Below are 17,472 nucleotides of genomic sequence, written 5' to 3'. Positions count from 1 at the left end.
GAGCATGCAGACCGGGGCGGCGACCGTCCTGGCGCCGACGGGCGGCGCGCGCGATCCATCCAGCTTGGGGTGCAAACACCGGATTGCAAGCAAGGACAAACCAACGCGTAGAAAAACCGGCGGAGTTTAGCACCCGCCCCTGGCGCCGCCGCGGCCACTACACTGCCGAGATGACGACCCGTTACCTGCCGCGCAGACCCAGGCCATCGGCACCCGATCCCATGGATTTCGGGCGGGCGATGTCGCGCCACGGCGCGCTGACGGTACTGGGGCAACGGCTGGCGGCCTCGCAGCGTCACCTGGCGGTGATCAGTGTGGCCCTGCCTGGCGCGATGAAACGTTTCGTGCAGGCTGGGACCCTGGACGATGCCGGATGGACCCTGGTCGCCGACAACGCCGCCGTCGCCACCAAACTGCGACACCTGCAGCCACAACTGTTGCGACTGCTGCAGGAGGAAGGCTTGTTGCTGGACGGGGAATTGCGCATCCGAGTGCGACAGTCCTGAACCGGACGACCGCACGGAAACGGAAGACGCGGCTGAAAAGAAAAACGGGATCCAGCACCAGGCTGGATCCCGTTTTTTGATTCACATCGCAGAATGCGTGGTGCCGGCTATCGGATTCGAACTGATGACCTACCGCTTACAAGGCGGTTGCTCTACCAACTGAGCTAAGCCGGCACGCTGAAACTGGTGAGCCGCAGATCCTGCGGCGCGGGTCGCATTCTAGTCGCAGAAATGCGGCTCAACGCACGAGCCGCACACCTTCATTTGATGCGTTTGAGCGCGGGACGCCCACCGGACGGCGCGCCGCCCGGATCGTCATCGCCGTCGCCCGACACCACCGGGGTGGCGGGCTCCTCCGGCTTGGCTGCCGGCGCCTCACTGTCCGAACCGGACGCCAGACGCAATCCCCGAGGGGCTGCGCCGGGCACGGCGGCGGGACGTTGATGCGGGGCGGCTTCGTCCGGAGACGGCGGCGGGAAGGCCATGCCCTGCCCGTTCTCGCGCGCATAGATCGCGACCACGTGATCGATCGGCACAATGATTTCGCGCGCCACGCCGCCGAAACGAGCCTTGAACTGGATGGTCTCGTTGCCGAGGTCCAGGTTGCTGGTCGCTTCAAAACCGACGTTGAGCACGATCTCGTTGTTGCTCACGTACTCCAGGGGCACCTGCACCGAACGGTCGACGTGAACCGCGATGTAGGGCGTGAAACCGTTGTCGGTGCACCACTCGTGCAGGGCGCGGACCAGATAGGGCCGCGTCGAGCTGGCGGCGGTGCCGCCGTCCTTGCTGTCATCCATGGGCGCGAGTGTATTACTTGCGCATCACCTTCTCGGACGGCGTCAGCGCTTCGATGTAAGCAGGACGCGAGAAGATGCGTTCAGCGTACTTCAGCAGCGGCAGCGCGTTCTTCGACATGTCGATGTCGTAGTAGTCCAGGCGCCACAGCAGCGGGGCGATGGCCACGTCCAGCATCGAGAAGTCGTCGCCGAGCATGTACTTGTTCTTCAGGAAGATCGGCGCGAGCTGGGTGAGGCGGTCGCGGATCTGCGAACGGGCCTTCTCCAGTTGCTTTTCCGTCGGCTTGACGGCCTGACCGCGGTTTTCCAGCACGTTGACGTGGGCGAACAGTTCCTTTTCGAAGTTGAACAGGAACAGACGCACGCGGGCGCGGGCCACCGGGTCGCCGGGCATCAGCTGCGGATGCGGGAAGCGCTCGTCGATGTACTCATTGATGATGTGCGATTCATACAGGATGAGGTCGCGTTCCACCAGGATGGGCACCTCGTTGTACGGGTTCATCAACGCGATGTCTTCGGGCTTTGCGAACAGGTCGACGTCCCGGATCTCGAAGTCCATGCCCTTCTCGAACAACACGAAACGGCAGCGGTGCGAATAAGGGCAAGTGGTTCCGGAATAAAGCACCATCATGGCGGCGGACTCCTGATCGAAGCCTTGCGGCTTCATCGTTTTCTGAAGGCCGGCGAACCGGCCCATTCAAGACCAAAGAAATGGCAAACGCAGTGGGGGCTTTTCAGCCCCCACTGCGCGGAGGACCCGACCGAAGTCGGGTCATCGGTTTACTTGACGTCCTTCCAGTAGGAAGCGTTCAAGCGCCACGCGAATACGGAAAACACCAACAGGAACAGCACCACGATGACGCCGAGGCGGAATCGTTGACCCTGGGCCGGCTCGCCCATCCACTGGAGATAGGCCACCAGATCGGCAACCGACTCGTCGTATTCCTGAGGCGTCATCGTCCCGGGCGTCACCTGCTCGAATCCCTTGAAGACATGCACGACTTTGGCGGAGTCATGCGGGTCTGGTCGATCCTCGAACGTGGCGGTGCGGATGCCCTGGAGTTCCCACAGCACATGCGGCATTGCCACGCTGGGGAAGGCGAGATTATTCCATCCCGTGGCCTTGGTTTCGTCCCGGTAGTATTTTCTCAGGTACGTGTAGAGGTAATCCGCCCCACTTCCCTTGGCGCCATCGGCCCTGGAACGGGCGATCACGCTCAGGTCGGGCGGGGTGGCGCCGAACCAGTCCTTGGCCTGTTTCGGGTCCAGGGAGACCTTCATGGTCTCGCCCACCTTCTCTCCAGCGAACAGCAGGTTGCCCTTGATCTGGTCGTCGGTGAGGTTCAGGTCCCTCAGCCGGTTGTACCGCATGGAACTGGCCGAGTGGCAGTTCAGGCAGTAGTTGACGAACAGCTTGGCGCCATGCTGCAGCGCGGCCACATCGTTCATCTTCTGCGTGGGGAAACGGTCCCACTCGATCCCGCCTTCGGCAGCCTGAGCCATCGGCATCAGCCCGCCGCACAGCGAGAGCGACGTCAGCAGCGTAGCGATGAGTTTCTTCATTCGGTCGACTCCGTGACGTTCGCGGTTCAGTGCGGATGGAAGGTGACGCGGTCCGGCACCGGCTTGAAACTGCCCAGCCGGCTCCACCAAGGCATCAGCAGGAAGAAGCCGAAGTAGAAGAGCGTGCCCACCTGAGACACCAGGGTGCCTGCATCCGAAGGCGGCTTGATGCCGAGGTAGCCCAGCGCCAGGAAGACCACCACGAACACCGCATACAGGTATTTGTGCCACTCGGGCCGGTAGCGGATCGACTTGACCGGGCTGTGATCCAGCCAGGGCAGGAAGAACAGGATGATGACGGCACCACCCATCACGACCACGCCCCAGAACTTCGCATCGAAGGCCTTCAGGAGTGCGATGCCGACCACCGCAGCCACCAGGGTGATCAGCTTGCCGCGGGAAGACAGGCCGCCGCGCAGCACGCTCAGCCCCGCGCCCAGCGCCACCACCACGCACAGCACCGTCACCATCACGTCGGTGGTGGCGCGGAGCATCGAGTAGAACGGCGTGAAGTACCAGACCGGCGCAATGTGCAGCGGCGTCTTCAACGGATCCGCGGGGATGAAGTTGTTGTACTCCAGGAAGTAACCGCCCAGTTCCGGTGCGAAGAAGATGATCGAAGTGAACACCAGCAGGAACAGGCTGACTGCGAAGATGTCGTGCACCGTGTAGTAGGGATGGAACGGCACGCCATCCAGCGGACGACCCTGCGCATCCTTGTGGGCCTTGATCTCGACCCCGTCCGGATTGTTCGAACCCACCTCATGCAGCGCAATGATGTGCGCCACCACCAGCCCCAGCAACACCAGCGGCACCGCGATCACATGGAAGCTGAAGAAGCGGTTCAGCGTCGCGTCGCCGACGACATAGTCACCGCGGATCATCAGCGCCAGGTCCTCGCCCACGAAGGGAACGGCAGCAAACAGGTTCACGATCACCTGCGCACCCCAGTAGGACATCTGGCCCCACGGGAGCAGGTAACCCATGAAGGCCTCGGCCATCAGGCACAGGAAGATGCCGCAGCCGAAGACCCAGACCAGTTCCCGCGGCTTGCGGTAGGAGCCATAGATCAACCCGCGGAACATGTGCAGGTACACCACGACGAAGAACGCGGAGGCGCCTGTCGAGTGCATGTAGCGCACCAGCCAGCCCCAGGGCACATCCCGCATGATGTACTCGACCGACGCGAACGCCTGCGCGGCGTCGGGCTTGTAGTGCATCACCAGGAAGATGCCGGTGACGATCTGGATGACCAGCACCAGCAGCGCCAGCGAGCCGAAGATGTACCACCAGTTGAAGTTTTTCGGAGCGTAATACTCCGACATGTGTTCCTTGAACAGCTTGGACGCCGGAAACCGGTTGTCCACCCATGTCAGGACCTTGACGCCCAAGGGGGCGCCGACGGGTGCTTCCTTGAATTCAGCCATGTCGTCTGCCTCGCTCGGGGTTAGGCCTTCTTGTTGTCTTCACCGATCACCAGCTTGGTGTCGGACAGGTACATGTGCGGCGGAACCTCGAGGTTGTCCGGCGCCGGTTTGTTCTTGAAGACACGCCCCGCCATGTCGAATGTGGAGCCGTGGCAGGGGCACAGGAAGCCGCCATGCCAGTTGTCCGGCAGCGAGGGCTGCGGGCCGGCCTGGAACTTGTCGCTGGGCGAGCAGCCCAGGTGCGAGCAGATGCCCACCACCACCAGGTATTCCGGCTTGATCGAGCGCCACTCGTTCTTGGCGTAGTCCGGCATCGGGAAAGCCTTGCGATCGGAATTCGGATCGGCCAGGCTGGCGTCGTTGCCCTTGAGCTCGTCGAGCTGTTCTTTGGTGCGGCGCACGATCCACACGGGCTTGCCGCGCCATTCGACGGTGAGCTTCTGGCCAGGCGCCAAGCCGCCGACATCCACCTCCACGGCCGCACCGGCAGCCTTGGCGCGCTCGGACGGCTGGAACGTGCTCACGAACGGCACGGCGGTGGCGACACCGCCGGCAGCTCCCACGCAGCTGGTGGCAATCAACCAGTTGCGTTTGCCTTGGTCCACTTGTTGGTCACTCATGAGGGTCCTTACAGGGAACTTCTGATCAGGGGCAACCGAAGATTCTAGGTGTGAAAAACTGCCATCACCCCTAGGCGCTCTACCAATGTGCATTCACGCACCAAGTTGACATTTATCGTAGCGAGAAGGCCGTTAGGATGCTTGGCTCGCGGCGACAGCGCCGCCATCCACCGCCAAGCGGAGAAGGAGCAGAGGAATGGGCTTCATGAGCGAATTCCGCGAGTTCGCGGTCAAGGGCAATGTCATGGATCTCGCCGTCGGCGTGATCATCGGCGGTGCCTTCGGAAAGATCGTGGATTCGGTCGTCAAGGATCTGATCATGCCGCTGGTCGGCCGGGTGGTCGGTGGCCTGGACTTCAGCAACTACTTCGTCATGTTGGGCAGCCCGCCGGCCAACTACAACGGCCCGATGACCTATGAAGCGCTGACCAAGGCCGGTGTGCCGCTGTTCGCGTACGGCAGCTTCCTGACGGTGCTGCTGAACTTCATCATCCTCGCGTTCATCATCTTCGTGATGATCAAGCAGATCAACCGCCTCAAGCGCGACAACCCGCCGCCGCCCGCCGCGCCGGCCGCGCCACCGGAAGATGTGCAGCTGCTTCGCGAGATTCGCGACGCACTGACTCGTGACAAAGCGTAAAGCTTCCTTCAAACGTCTGCTTTTGCGCATAGTCCGGGCGGGTTACGCCCGGGCAGGGCGTGAGCTTGGACGATACTGCACGCTGTGGTGTGGTCGCCACAATGCGTGCCTGATGCATCGATGAACCGTCTCAATCCCCACCTCGACGCGGCCCTCCATCGCGTGCGCACGGCGGTGGAACAAGCCGCCGAGCGTGGCGCCGAAGGTCTCGGTCTCGCCGCCCTGTCCTCAGGACAGGCCAAGCGGCGGGATGCGCTGCTGTCTGCGCAATTCATCTTCCGAAAGCAGCAAGCGCTGTTTTCGCAGCGCTTCGACCAGTCGATGCGCCAACAGGCTCTGGAAAGCGGCGCTGACTCCTCGTCGTCCTCCTCCTCCTCATCGCCCAAACACACCCAGTGGGACGAGCTCTCGCTGATGGACGATGCGCAGGTCAACGCGCTGGTCGCGGCCGACCGCATCGGCCTGGCGATCGGCCATCAGAGCGAATGGGAGCTGCGCGAGGTCGACACCTACATGGGCGGCATTCCCGGCATCGGCAAGGAAGACCGCCACCCGCTGCGCCCCCAGAACATCGCCCAGGCGCTGCTGGACGGCGTGAATGCCGTCACCGATGACCAGGACACCCGGCAAGTCCTGGTCGATGAACTCACCCGTTCGCTGGCGCAGGAAATGCGCGCCTGCTATTCGGACATCGCCGGTCTGTTCCGCAGCCGTGGATTGCGTCCGCAGGACCTCAAGGTGCGCGGCACCGAAAACACGCGGGGCCAGTCCTTGCGTGGCGGCATGGGCGCCGGCGGTCACAGCAGCCATGCGCCGCTGCACGACAGCCGCTACGCCACCCAACCCGGCGCCCTGCACAGCGGCCAGGGTTATCTGACCCGACCCGGCGGCTTGCATGGTCTGGGCGGAGGCATGCCGGGTGGAGGCAGCGGCGGCGGCGGCGTGGGTGGCCACAGCGGCCATGGGGCCTTTGGCGGCTATCCGGCCGGTGCGGTCGACCCCCAGTTGATGGACCTGATGCGCCGGCTGGCGATGAGCCCGATGGCCGGCGTGAGCGGATCCGCGGGCGGATTGGGCGGACCGAACTCCGGCGGCATGCCGCTGGGCACGCCGAGCCAGTGGCAGGGTTGGGATGGCGACGGCGCCGTCCTGGGCGACGGCCCGATCGTGCTGCCACCCAACCTGATCCACCTGCATCGCGACGAACTGCGCCAGGCGGCCACCGGCTCGCTGGATCACATGGTGATCGACGTGGTGGCGGGTCTGTTCGATCAGATCCTGGCGGACCCCAAGCTGCCGCCGCTGATGTCGCAGCAAATCGCGCGACTTCAACTGCCGGTGCTGCGCGCGGCGCTGGGTGATCGCACCTTCTTCTCGTCGCGCCGGCATCCGGTGCGGCGACTGGTCAACCGCATCGCCTCGCTGGCGGTGGCGTACGAGGACTACAGCGAAGACCCCGGCAAGAGCTTCCTCGCGCTGGTGCGCGAACTGATCCAGGACATCGTCAGCGGCGACTTCGACCGCATGGATCTGTATGACGCCAAGCTCAACCAGCTTGAGACCTTCATCGCGGAGCAAACGGCCCATTCGCTGAAGTCCCAAGGGGATGCCGCCGCGCTGCTGGAGCGCAAGGAAACCGAGATCCGACTGCAGCAGCGCTACATGCAGCAGCTGCAGCAGGCGATGGCCAATGTGGACATGCGCGATTTCCTGCGCAATTTCCTCACCCAGACCTGGAGCGAGGTGCTGGTTCACGCGTCGCGGCATCCCAACCTGGATGCCGGACTGGTGGACCGGCTGCGCAACATGGGTCGGGACATCGTGCTGTCGGTGCAGCCCAAGACCACGCCGCAACAGCGCCAGGCCTTCCTGGCCTCACTGCCGGTGTTGATGCGCACGCTCAACGAAGGCCTGGACCTGGTCCGCTGGCCCGAGTCCGAACGCAAGAAATTCTTCGCCGAGCTGCTGCCCGCGCACGCCGATTCACTGAAGGGCCAGGCGCTCAGCCCGCTGGAATACAACCTGCTGGCCAAGCAGCTGGAGTCCGTCTTCGGCATCGCACCGCCGCGGGAGCAGGACCTGCCCGCCGGCGCCCCGCTGGACCTGGACCTGAGCGAGCGCCTGACCGACGAGGAGGCCCGCCGCCTCGGCGTCGTCGAGGACGAACATGTCGACTGGGACGGCCAGATCGACATCGACCTCAGCGGCGAGGATCAACGCCCGCTGATGGCGGTCGACATCAGCATCGACGGCCTGCCCTCCGCCGAAGAAGCGCCCGAGCCCGCCGCAGGCGGCCTGCTGCTGGATCATCTGCAACTGGGCTTCGCCTATCAGATGCGCCGGGAGGACGAGTGGACCAAGGTGCGCCTGGCCCATATCAGCGCCAGCCGCAGCTTCTTCATCTTCACTCATGGGGATCGGCATCACGAGACGCTGACCATGACCTCCCGCATGCTGCGCCGGCTCTGCGAAAGCGGACGCCTGCGCGCATTCGAAAGCGCCTACCTGCTGGAGCGCGCCACTGCGCGGGCTCGCAAGCAATTGGCCGCGCTGAGCGCCAAGGCGCCGTCGGTGAAGGCATGAACGGCTGACAGGCTGACAGGCTGTAGGGCTGTAGGGCTGTAGGGCTGTAGGCGTGAGGGCTTGAAGGGGAAAAAACCTGAAGCCAGTGCCCTCACCCCGGTCGCCTGCGGGGCGTCTGCCGCCAGCGGCCCGTTGCGCTACGTCACCGCCCTCGTCCAGCGCCTTCATCCAGCGCCCGTTAGCCCCCGCGCCCTTCATCCACCGCGGACAGTTGCCGCGCCATGCGGATGGCCGCCAGCATGCTGGACGGGTCCGCCCGGCCGGTGCCGGCAATGTCGAAAGCCGTCCCATGGTCGGGACTGGTGCGCACCAACGGCAGGCCCAGCGTCACATTGACGCCCTCCTCCACACCCAGGTATTTCACCGGGATCAGCCCCTGGTCATGGGTCATCGCCACCACCGCATCGAACTCGCCGGGATGGCGCGGCGGCGCATGCCGGGCCCGCATGAAGACGGTGTCTGGCGCGAACGGGCCGCGCGCATCAATACCCAGTGATCGCGCCTGCTCGATGGCCGGCGCGATGTGCTGGATTTCCTCGTCGCCGAACAGACCGCCCTCACCCGCATGCGGATTCAGCCCCGCCACGCCGATGCGCGGCGCCGCGATCCCGAACCGACGCAGTGCGGCGTCGGTGATGCGCAAGGTCTGCAGCACCCGCCCGGCCGTGATCTGATCGACCGCCTGTCGCAAGGCCACATGGATCGTCACCAGCACCACCCGCAGCTCGTCATTGGCCAGCATCATGCGCACCGGAGGCAACTGCCCCTGCACATCGGCGCACAGTGCCTGCAGCAGCTCGGTGTGACCGGGGTGGTCCACGCCGGCGGCGTGAAGCGCCTCCTTGTGGATCGGGGCCGTCACTACAGCCCGGGAGCGTCCAGCCTGCTGCAGCCGGACCGCTTCGACGATGCATCGCGCCGCCGCCGCACCGGCCTCGGCGCTGACCTGGCCCAACGGCTGGTCGACCAGATCCGCAGGCAGATCGCTCGGCTGCCAGATCGGCAGGCAATCGGGCGGCGCCACCTCATCGGGCTCGGTCAGAACTGCGACCGGCATCGACACATGCATGAAGCCCATGGCACGGCGCAGGACGGCCACATCGCCGACCAGACGCAGGTCGGTCCCGCGGTCGCGCGCCCAGGCGGCCACGGCCACTTCCGGTCCGATGCCACAGGCATCGCCCATGGTGATCAGCAGCGGTCTGGTGATGGCGGACGTATCGGTGCTCATGCGGGATTGGGGATGTCGATGAACTGCCACTGCAGTCCCAGTTGCTCGGCGACCTGGCGGCCGACCGCCTGCACGCCGTAGCGTTCGGTCGCGTGATGGCCGGCGGCAATGAAGGCGACGCCCGTCTCCGCCGCGTAGTGGGCCTGCGGTTCAGAGATTTCGCCGGTGATGAACACATCGGCGCCTGCGGCGATCGCCGCTTCGAAATAACCTTGCGCGCCGCCAGTGCACCAGGCCACCCGCCGCAGCGGGCGACCGTCACCCGGCGCCTGCACCGTTGCCCGGTCCAGACGAGCGGCCAGATGTCGGCTCAAGGCCCCGAGTTCATCCAATTGCGGCGGCAGATCGCCGATCGACCCCAGGTTCTGTTCGCCGAAACGGCCGTCGGCGGCCCAGCCCAGATGCCGGGCGAGTTGGGCGTTGTTGCCCAGCTCGTCGTGCGCATCGAGCGGCAGGTGATACGCGAACAGATTGATCTCATGCTGCAGCAGCCGCGCCAGGCGCTGCTTCATCCATCCCACCACGCGCCCGTCCTGGCCACGCCAGAACAAGCCGTGGTGGACGAGGATGGCATCGGCGCCGACCTCGATCGCCGCGTCGATCAGCGCGAGACTCGCAGTGACCCCACAGACCAGGTGCCGGATCATGTCGCGACCCTCGACCTGCAGACCGTTCGGCCCATAATCCTTGAAGCGCGAGGGCTCCAGCGTGGCGGCCAACAGCCGCTCCAGCTCCGTGCGATGTGCCATGACAGGGTCCCAATTGCGTCAAACCTGGCTGATTTTCTCCCAGGCCACCACGGTGGCGCTGGCTGCGTATTTTGTGGTGTCCACACTCAAGCCACAGTGGCTGCATCAGGGGCCGGCCGTGCTGGCCACCCTGCCCGCCGCTGCGGGTGCGCCGCCACGCGCCGCTGTGCAGTTCAGCTATGCAGCCGCCGCACAGGCGGCCTCACCGGCGGTCGTGGCCGTGATGGCCAACAAGCCGGCCCTGACCCAGCGTGAAATCGATGCCGACCCCTGGCTGCGGTTTCACTTCGGTCGCCGCGTGCCGCAACGGCAGCAGATGGGGCTGGGGTCCGGCGTGATCGTCTCGCCGGAAGGTTACGTGCTGACCAACAACCATGTGGTCAACGGCGCCTCGGAAATCCGGGTGCAGTTGCCGGACGGTCGAGAGACCGAGGCCAAGCTGGTCGGCACCGATCCGGAAACCGACTTGGCGGTGCTGCGGATCACCGTCGCACCGCCGCTGCCGGTCATCCATCCCGGACGGGCCGAAGACCTGCAGGTGGGCGACGTGGTCCTGGCCATCGGCAATCCGTTCAATGTCGGCCAGACGGTGACCTCCGGCATCGTCAGCGCGCTGGGTCGCACCCAGCTCGGCCTGAGCACTTTCGAGAACTTCATCCAGACCGATGCCGCCATCAATCCCGGCAACTCGGGCGGCGCGCTGGTGGATGCGCAGGGTCGGCTGGTCGGCATCAACACCGCCATCTACTCGCGCACCGGCGGCGGCAGCCTGGGCATCGGCTTCGCGATTCCGGTCGATTCAGCCTATCAGGTGCTCGAAGCCCTGATCAAGGACGGCAAGGTCTCGCGCGGCTGGATCGGCGTCATCACCGGCGACATCAATGCAGAGGTCGTCGAGACGCTGAAGCTGAGCGTCGACCACGGCGTATTGGTGAAGGAGGTCTTCAAGGGCAGCCCCGCCGCCAAGGCCGGACTGGAAGCGGGCGATGTGGTGACCGAAGTCGAGGGCCGGCAGGTGCGCAACCCGCGCGAGCTGATCAATGTGGTGGCCGGCCTGAAGCCGGAGAGCCAGACCGTGGTTCAGGTGCAACGGGGCGGACAGACGCTCAAGCTGCCGCTGCAGGTGGGACTGCGCAGGCCTCAGACGGAAGACGGCGCGCCGGAATAAGCGGGCCGGCGAACGGTGCGGCGACACGTCGATCGCTGCACCGCTCCGTTCCGGGCATGGTCAGACTCACGGGGAGGCGCGCTTCCTGCACGCCGGGCCAACTCGGGGCGGTCAGATCGATCCAATCCATCAGACCTGTGAGATGCATCGGGCCCGCCAGCTCCATCAGTCAGATCCATCAGTCAGAGCCGACACCAGCGAGCCGATTTGGCCGATGAGGCCGATGAGGCCGAAGGCGATCAGGTCGAGCTCTTGCTGCTTTCTTCTGCGGGGTCCGCATCCGGCGGCCGCGAATATCGCGCGAACGCCCCTGCAGCCCAGATCCCCACCTCGTAAAGCAGGCACATCGGCACCGCCAGCGCGAGCTGGGAGACGACGTCCGGCGGTGTGATCACGGCGGCAATCACGAAGGCCAGCACGATGAAGTAGCCGCGGAACTGCTTGAGCTGCGGCACCGTCACCAGGCCCATGCGGGCGAGCACCACCACCACCACCGGCACCTCGAAGGCCGCACCGAAGGCAATGAACATGTTCATCACGAAGCCGAGATAGGCCTCGATGTCCGGCGCGGCGGTGATGCTCTTCGGCGCGAAGCTCTGGATGAAGGTGAACACCTTGCCGAAGACGAAGAAGTAGCAGAACGCCACCCCTGCAAAGAACAGCAAGGTGCTGGACACCACCAGCGGCATCACCAGACGCTTCTCGTGGGAATACAGGCCCGGCGCCACGAAGGCCCAGACCTGATAGAGCACCACTGGCAGCGCCAGCAGGAAGGCCGCCAGCAGCGTGATCTTCAGCGGCACGAGGAAGGGCGACAGCACATTGGTCGCGATCATCGACGAGCCCTGCGGCAGGTGCGACACCAACGGCACCGCCAGCAGGTCGAACAAACCGCCGGGACCGGGATAGAAGCACAGCAGACCGAACGCCACGCCGACGGCCAGCAGCGCCCGGATCAACCGGTCGCGCAACTCCATCAGGTGGGACACAAAGGGCTGTTCGGTACCGGCCAGTTCGTCGTCTTGGGGGCTGCTCATGAAGCTCGGCGTGGGGGACGGAAGCGCGCCACACGGGCGGCGCCGGATTGGGCATGTCGACGCACGCCCTGCCGCTGCTTGTACCAGAGCGGGGTGGCGCCGCGCTTGAGGCGCCAGTTCTTGCCGGGATGGGCGTAGGTGGGTGTCGGTGCGGTCAGGTCGCCGTAGGCGTCGGACGACGAGGACGAGCCCTCCACCGACAGGTCGGACCAGGTGGAGTGCAGGGTCTGGTTGGCGGAATCCACGCCTTCCCGGACGCTGTTGTGCACGTCGTTGACGGCGGTCTCGAACTGGCCCTTCATCTTCTGGAGTTCTTCCAGTTCGATGGACCGGTTCACTTCCGCCTTCACATCGGCCACATAACGCTGCGCCTTGCCCAACAGGTGACCCACGGTGCGGGCCACGCGCGGCAGGCGCTCAGGGCCGAGCACGACCAGCGCGACCGCGCCGATCAGTGCCAGCTTGTCGAAGCCGAAATCGAGCATGCGCGACGCGCTCAGCTACGGGTCTTGGCGTCAACGTCGACCGTGTTCGGGTCTGCGGCCTTGTTGCTGTTGGACACCTGTTGAGGGGTGTCGGTCGAACCACCGTCCTTGACGCCGTCCTTGAAACCCTTGACCGCCGCGCCGAGGTCGGAACCCACGTTGCGCAGCTTCTTGGTGCCGAACACGGCGATCACCACCACCAGCACGATCAGCCAGTGCCAGATGCTCAAACTTCCCATGACAATCTCCAGAGTCGATGCCGAAATTCTAGTGGGCCCGCATGACAAGCATGGGATGAATCACCCTCATCCCCTGCCCGCATGAGCGCCTTATGCCTCCAAGGAGGCAGAAAACCGTCCCGGGAACCTCGCCCGGTGGCCGGCATATGGGGTCAAGGCTCAGCCTTTCAACCAGGGGCGCGGGCCGCCCATCGCATGCATGTGCAGATGGAACACCTCCTGGCCGCCATCCGAACCGGTGTTGATGACCGTGCGAAAGCCGTTTGTCACGCCCAGTTCCTTCATCAGTCGGGGCACCAGGATAGACATCTTGCCTAGCACCGCCGCATGTTCGGGCTGCAGGTCGGCCATGCTGGCGATGTGCAGCTTGGGAATCAGCAGGAAATGAACCGGGGCCCAGGGGTGGATGTCGTGGAAGGCCAGGACCTCGTCGTCCTCATAGACCTTTTTGGACGGGATCTGGCCCTGGATGATCTTGCAGAAGAGGCAATTCGGATCGTGGCTCATGGTCAAACCTGTTGAGGCGCAAGGCCGGCGACGGACGGCAAGCAGCGGGAGATGAGCGGCTGCCGGATCAGACCGGCATCGGCTTGTTGTCGTTCCAGTTGAGGATGCCCTTCACCAGACGGTAGATCACCCAGATCGAGTCGACGATCAGGATCACGAAACCGACGCCCACGATGACCAGCAAGCCACCCAGGACGAACCACAGCAGGCTCCACCAGAAGGTGCGGATCTGCCAGGTGAAGTGGCTGGCGTAGATCGTCCCGGCCGTGTCTTCACGCTTGATGTAGTTGATGATCACCGCCACGATGCCGGTGAACCCGGTGAAGAAGCTCAGGGCATACAGGATGTAGGTGATCAGCGTCAGCTGCTTCAGGCTGGCGAGCTGCTCCGCGGGCATGGGGCTGGCGGTCACGGTGAGATCGTCATTCATGTCGGGCTTCTCCCTGCGTTTTGATGGTGATGGTGATGGTGATGGTGGCAATCCACAGGCTGACGCCGGCACGATGCACCGGCGCCACACCCGTCACCTGGTGGACGGCACGCCCTCGATCCCCTGATCGGGACGACTCGCCGGCGCGGACCGTGCGGCGAACTCCTCGAGGCCGGACAATCCCTCGCGCCGGGCCAGCTCCGCCAGCACCTGTTCGGGGCGGACATCCAGCGCCGCCAGGGCGACGATCGAATGAAACCACAGGTCGGCCACCTCATAGACCAGCTTCTGGGGGTCGCCATCCTTGGCGGCGATGACCACCTCGGTGGCTTCCTCGCCGACCTTCTTCAGGATCTGGTCCAGGCCCTTGGCGAACAGCTTGGCCACATAGCTCTTGTCGGGGTCGCCCTGGTCGCGGCGCTGGGCGACGACCTCACCCAGTTGGGCCAGGATGTCGTTGCCGGTCAGCGGGGCGTTCATGGTGTTGCTCATGGACGGGCGCTCATGCCTTGTAGATGGTGGCCGGATCCTTGATCACCGGCTCGACGGCGGACCACTGACCATCCCGCAGCGCCTGGAAGAAGCAGCTGTGCCGGCCGGTGTGGCAGGCAATGCCGGGCTCGTGGCCGTGCTGGGTGATGGTGAGCAGCAGCACATCGTTGTCGCAGTCCATGCGGATCTCATGCACCTGCTGGATGTGGCCGGATTCCTCGCCCTTGTGCCAGAGCTTCTGGCGCGAACGGCTCCAGTACACCGCCTCGCCGCGCTCGGCGGTGCGGGCGAGTGCGTCGCGGTTCATCCAGGCGAACATGAGGATGTCGCCGGAGCCGAGTTCCTGGGCGATGACGGGCACCAGCCCATCGCGGTCCCACTTGATCTGATCCAACCATTGCATGGCGGCAGTGTAGCCCTCAGCCCACATGGGTGGCCCCGACATGGGCCCGCTCCACCGCGAACCACTGCAGCACCGGAATGGTCCCCGGCAGCACCGGCTGCACCTGCACCGGCAACTGCTGCCAGCTCATGGCCTGCTGCTCGCGCATCTCGAACTCGCCCTGCCAGTCGTACACCTTGCAGAAGTGCAGACGCACCTTCGCATGCGGGTACTCCATCAGTTCGATCTTCCAGGGATGCGCGGCACCAATGGTGATGCCCAGCTCTTCCTGCAACTCTCGACGCAGCGCCTGCTCCACCGTCTCGCCGGACTCGAGTTTGCCGCCGGGAAACTCCCAATAACCGGCATAGACCTTCCCTTCTGGGCGGGAGGTCAACAGGAACTCGGTGTCACGCCCGTGCGCGTCGCGTCGCACCAGCACGCCGACGGCCACCTCCACCGGGACCCGATCCGTATTGCCCACCGGGCTGTGGGCGTTCGCGGTCTCAGACATGGTCCAGGCCCTCCGGGGCGTTGTCGTCGGAAGAAGTCGATGGGGGCTGTGGCGTTGTTGCGGTCGATGCCCCCGCCAATGTCGCGGACGGTGACGTCGAGGCGGCGGCGTCCTGGGGACCGGCGCCGGCACCACGTCCGGCCAGATCGCGAGCGAACTGATAGGCCACTCGGCCTGAACGTGAGCCGCGTTCCAGCGCCCAGACCAACGCGGGCTGCCGGGCGGCATCGATCTGGGTGGAGGTCAGTCCGAAATGGGTGAGCCACTGGGCGACGATGGCCAGGTATTCCTGCTGGCTGAAGCTGTAGAAGCTGATCCACAGGCCGAAGCGTTCGGACAACGAGATCTTTTCTTCCACCGCTTCACCGGGATGGACCTCGACATTGCCGTCGCGTTCGCTATGGGTGTAGGCGAGGTTGTCCTTCATCTGTTCGGGCAACAGATGGCGGCGGTTGCTGGTGGCGTAGATCAGCAGGTTGTCGGTGGCGGCGGCGACGGAGCCGTCCAGCATGGATTTGAGTGCCTTGTAGCCGGCTTCGCCCTCGTCGAAGCTGAGGTCGTCGCAGAAGATCACGAAGCGTTCGGGGCGGTCGGCGACCAGGTCGGCGAGATCGGGCAGGTCGACCAGATCGGATTTATCGACCTCGATCAGGCGCAGACCCTGGCTGGCGAACTCATTGAGACAGGCCTTGATCAGCGAGCTTTTGCCGGTGCCGCGGGCGCCGGTCAGCAGCACGTTGTTGGCGGGTTGGCCGTGCACGAACTGGCGGGTGTTCTGCAGCAGACGCTCCTTCTGCGGCTCCACCTCTTTCAGATCGGCCAGCCGGATCGACGACAGATGTCGCACCGGCTCCAGCCGGGCGCTGGCGCCGCGTTTGCGATAGCGAAAGGCGACGGCGGCACTCCAATCGGGCGCGACCAGCGGCTGGGGCAACACGGCCTCCAGGCGATTGAGCAGCGCATCAGCGCGCCGCAGCAAGGCATCAAGGGCTTCGGACATCCGCGAAGTGTAGAAGCAGCCGACCTCCTCAGTCAGGGCGCCCAATCACACGAAAGTCGAGCGCCAGCCCACCGACTGATCAAGCGGAGCCCAGCGACCGGCTCTGGGCGCTCGGACTCGCCCCCTTGAAGGGGCAACCAAAGACGGTAGGGGTAGGCCCGCCCCACCAGAGGTGCGCCCCAGCGCCACCGACCTATCAAGCGGAGCCTAGCGATCCGGCTCTGCCGGGCGCTCGGGCTCGCCCCCTTGAGAGGGGCGACCGACGACGGTAGGGGTAGGCGCCCGCCCCACGAGAGGTGCGCCCCAGCGCCACCGACCTATCAAGCGGAGCCCAGCGATCCGGCTCTGCCGGGCGCTCGGGCTCGCCCCCTGAGGGGGCCGCCGAAGGCGGTAGGGGGGGAGCCAGTCAGGCCAACATCCGCATCGCGGCTTCGAGCTGCTCCGTCGGCAACCGCTTGAAGCCCGAGCGCGCGTAGCGCTGCAGTCGACCGATGATGAAGCTCACCAGCACCGAGGCCTGCGCCTGGGCTTCAACCGTCGGCGTGCTTGAACCAGACGCCTCGGCCGCCGTGCGCAAACCCTGGCGCAGCGACGACTCGACCTTGTCGAAGAACTGATTCATCCGCGCCACCAGGCGCTCGTTCTCATAGACCAGCGCATCGCCGACCATGACCCGCGCCATGCCCGGGTTGCGCTCGCCAAACTGCAGCAGCACCGCGACGATGCGCTGGGCCTGCGCCAGGCCCGACGGCTCGCGCTCGGCGATCTGGTTGAGCAGGGAGAAGATGCTGGTCTCGATGAACTCGATCAGCCCTTCGAACATCTGCGCCTTGCTGGCGAAATGGCGGTACAGGGCCGCCTCGCTGACCTCCAGCCGGGCGGCGAGCGCGGCGGTGGTCACCCGCTCCGCGCCGGGCTGCTCCAGCATGCTGGCCAAGGTCTGCAGGATCTGCACCCGTCGTTCGCCCGGCTTCAGTCGCTTGCGCGGCAGTTCGGCGGGCTTGGTCGGTGCGGGTTCCGTGGCGTCAGGAGGGCTGGTGTGCATAGAGGGGGCCGGGGATGTGCGCGCGATTCTGTCACACCCAGGTGACACCCTCGA

20 protein-coding genes, 1 tRNA gene and 2 pseudogenes are annotated in these 17,472 nt (G+C 65.2%); 4 read left to right on the top strand and 19 right to left on the bottom strand.

Annotation, left to right across the window (positions count from 1 at the left end):
• Positions 1–170: 170 nt before the first annotated feature.
• Positions 171–506: a DciA family protein gene (locus N4261_RS07505; protein WP_261759565.1), complete on the top strand. Its 336-nt coding sequence runs from the start codon at positions 171–173 to the stop codon at positions 504–506.
• A 98-nt stretch (positions 507–604) separates the two neighbouring features.
• On the opposite strand, the gene N4261_RS07500 is transcribed toward N4261_RS07505, so the two are convergent.
• The 6 genes from N4261_RS07500 to petA all read right to left on the bottom strand — a co-directional run bounded on the left by N4261_RS07500 (position 605) and on the right by petA (position 4,916).
• Positions 605–680 (bottom strand) — tRNA-Thr (locus N4261_RS07500).
• Between the two features lie 86 nt (positions 681–766).
• Entirely contained in the window at positions 767–1,306 is a 540-nt protein-coding gene (locus tag N4261_RS07495; protein ID WP_261759564.1) for a ClpXP protease specificity-enhancing factor, read from the bottom strand.
• Between the two features lie 13 nt (positions 1,307–1,319).
• On the bottom strand, positions 1,320–1,937 hold the full coding sequence (locus N4261_RS07490) for a glutathione S-transferase N-terminal domain-containing protein (RefSeq protein ID WP_261760643.1): 618 nt from the start codon (positions 1,935–1,937) through the stop codon (positions 1,320–1,322).
• Positions 1,938–2,086: 149 nt separating this feature from the next.
• The gene (locus N4261_RS07485; RefSeq protein WP_261759563.1) at positions 2,087–2,869 is read right to left on the bottom strand and encodes a cytochrome c1; all 783 of its coding nucleotides are present in this window, start codon (positions 2,867–2,869) and stop codon (positions 2,087–2,089) included.
• Between the two features lie 26 nt (positions 2,870–2,895).
• Positions 2,896–4,296, bottom strand: a complete 1,401-nt coding sequence (locus N4261_RS07480) for a cytochrome b (protein ID WP_261759562.1) — start codon at positions 4,294–4,296, stop codon at positions 2,896–2,898.
• A gap of 20 nt (positions 4,297–4,316) precedes the next feature.
• A complete protein-coding gene (gene petA, locus N4261_RS07475) occupies positions 4,317–4,916 on the bottom strand; it encodes a ubiquinol-cytochrome c reductase iron-sulfur subunit (RefSeq protein ID WP_261759561.1) in 600 nt (199 codons plus the stop codon).
• A 196-nt stretch (positions 4,917–5,112) separates the two neighbouring features.
• On the opposite strand from petA, the gene mscL reads away from it, so the two are divergent.
• Both mscL and N4261_RS07465 read left to right on the top strand, forming a co-directional pair.
• The gene (gene mscL, locus N4261_RS07470; protein ID WP_261759560.1) at positions 5,113–5,556 is read left to right on the top strand and encodes a large conductance mechanosensitive channel protein MscL; all 444 of its coding nucleotides are present in this window, start codon (positions 5,113–5,115) and stop codon (positions 5,554–5,556) included.
• 120 nt (positions 5,557–5,676) lie between these two features.
• Positions 5,677–8,139: a DUF1631 domain-containing protein gene (locus tag N4261_RS07465; RefSeq protein WP_261759559.1), complete on the top strand. Its 2,463-nt coding sequence runs from the start codon at positions 5,677–5,679 to the stop codon at positions 8,137–8,139.
• Between the two features lie 178 nt (positions 8,140–8,317).
• Here the strand turns inward: N4261_RS07465 and pdxA are convergent, their stop codons facing one another.
• Together pdxA and N4261_RS07455 are read right to left on the bottom strand one after the other, a co-directional pair.
• Entirely contained in the window at positions 8,318–9,370 is a 1,053-nt protein-coding gene (pdxA, locus tag N4261_RS07460; RefSeq protein ID WP_261759558.1) for a 4-hydroxythreonine-4-phosphate dehydrogenase PdxA, read from the bottom strand.
• Positions 9,367–10,119, bottom strand: a complete 753-nt coding sequence (locus tag N4261_RS07455) for a Nif3-like dinuclear metal center hexameric protein (protein ID WP_261759557.1) — start codon at positions 10,117–10,119, stop codon at positions 9,367–9,369. The genes pdxA and N4261_RS07455 overlap by 4 nt, the downstream gene beginning before the upstream one ends.
• Here N4261_RS07455 and N4261_RS07450 point away from each other — a divergent pair.
• Positions 10,118–11,287 carry a trypsin-like peptidase domain-containing protein gene (locus tag N4261_RS07450; RefSeq protein ID WP_261759556.1) on the top strand — a complete coding sequence of 390 codons (1,170 nt, stop codon included), beginning with the start codon at positions 10,118–10,120 and terminating at the stop codon, positions 11,285–11,287. The two genes, N4261_RS07455 and N4261_RS07450, sit on opposite strands and share 2 nt — an antisense overlap.
• Before the next feature lie 239 nt (positions 11,288–11,526).
• On the opposite strand, the gene tatC is transcribed toward N4261_RS07450, so the two are convergent.
• The 11 genes and pseudogenes from tatC to slmA all read right to left on the bottom strand — a co-directional run bounded on the left by tatC (position 11,527) and on the right by slmA (position 17,418).
• A complete protein-coding gene (gene tatC, locus N4261_RS07445; protein WP_261759555.1) occupies positions 11,527–12,324 on the bottom strand; it encodes a twin-arginine translocase subunit TatC in 798 nt (265 codons plus the stop codon).
• Positions 12,321–12,467, bottom strand: a pseudogene (tatB, locus tag N4261_RS26225) (Sec-independent protein translocase protein TatB); the annotation flags it as partial. The gene tatC and the pseudogene tatB (N4261_RS26225), both read right to left, overlap by 4 nt.
• Positions 12,468–12,607: 140 nt before the next feature.
• Positions 12,608–12,809 (bottom strand): annotated as a pseudogene (tatB, locus tag N4261_RS26220) (Sec-independent protein translocase protein TatB); the annotation flags it as partial.
• Positions 12,810–12,820: 11 nt separating this feature from the next.
• Positions 12,821–13,048 (bottom strand): Sec-independent protein translocase subunit TatA, encoded by a 228-nt coding sequence (gene tatA / locus N4261_RS07435; RefSeq protein WP_261759553.1) that lies wholly within the window; start codon positions 13,046–13,048, stop codon positions 12,821–12,823.
• 159 nt (positions 13,049–13,207) lie between these two features.
• A complete protein-coding gene (locus tag N4261_RS07430; RefSeq protein ID WP_261759552.1) occupies positions 13,208–13,555 on the bottom strand; it encodes a histidine triad nucleotide-binding protein in 348 nt (115 codons plus the stop codon).
• Positions 13,556–13,622: 67 nt separating this feature from the next.
• Complete coding sequence (locus N4261_RS07425; protein ID WP_261759551.1) at positions 13,623–13,985, bottom strand: DUF4870 family protein; 363 nt, start codon at positions 13,983–13,985, stop codon at positions 13,623–13,625.
• 93 nt (positions 13,986–14,078) lie between these two features.
• Positions 14,079–14,465, bottom strand: coding sequence for a phosphoribosyl-ATP diphosphatase (locus N4261_RS07420; protein ID WP_435532055.1), 387 nt, complete (start codon positions 14,463–14,465; stop codon positions 14,079–14,081).
• A gap of 22 nt (positions 14,466–14,487) precedes the next feature.
• Positions 14,488–14,880 (bottom strand): phosphoribosyl-AMP cyclohydrolase, encoded by a 393-nt coding sequence (gene hisI / locus N4261_RS07415; RefSeq protein WP_261759549.1) that lies wholly within the window; start codon positions 14,878–14,880, stop codon positions 14,488–14,490.
• A 16-nt stretch (positions 14,881–14,896) separates the two neighbouring features.
• Positions 14,897–15,373, bottom strand: a complete 477-nt coding sequence (locus N4261_RS07410) for an NUDIX domain-containing protein (RefSeq protein ID WP_261759548.1) — start codon at positions 15,371–15,373, stop codon at positions 14,897–14,899.
• The gene (locus tag N4261_RS07405) at positions 15,366–16,373 is read right to left on the bottom strand and encodes an ATP-binding protein (protein WP_261759547.1); all 1,008 of its coding nucleotides are present in this window, start codon (positions 16,371–16,373) and stop codon (positions 15,366–15,368) included. The genes N4261_RS07410 and N4261_RS07405 overlap by 8 nt, the downstream gene beginning before the upstream one ends.
• Positions 16,374–16,779: 406 nt before the next feature.
• Positions 16,780–17,418 carry a nucleoid occlusion factor SlmA gene (gene slmA / locus N4261_RS07400; RefSeq protein ID WP_261759546.1) on the bottom strand — a complete coding sequence of 213 codons (639 nt, stop codon included), beginning with the start codon at positions 17,416–17,418 and terminating at the stop codon, positions 16,780–16,782.
• Positions 17,419–17,472: the final 54 nt, after the last annotated feature.

The organism is Roseateles amylovorans, assembly GCF_025398155.2.
Taxonomy (GTDB): domain Bacteria; phylum Pseudomonadota; class Gammaproteobacteria; order Burkholderiales; family Burkholderiaceae_C; genus Roseateles; species Roseateles amylovorans.
This window is presented reverse-complemented; position numbering and strand designations above follow the sequence as displayed.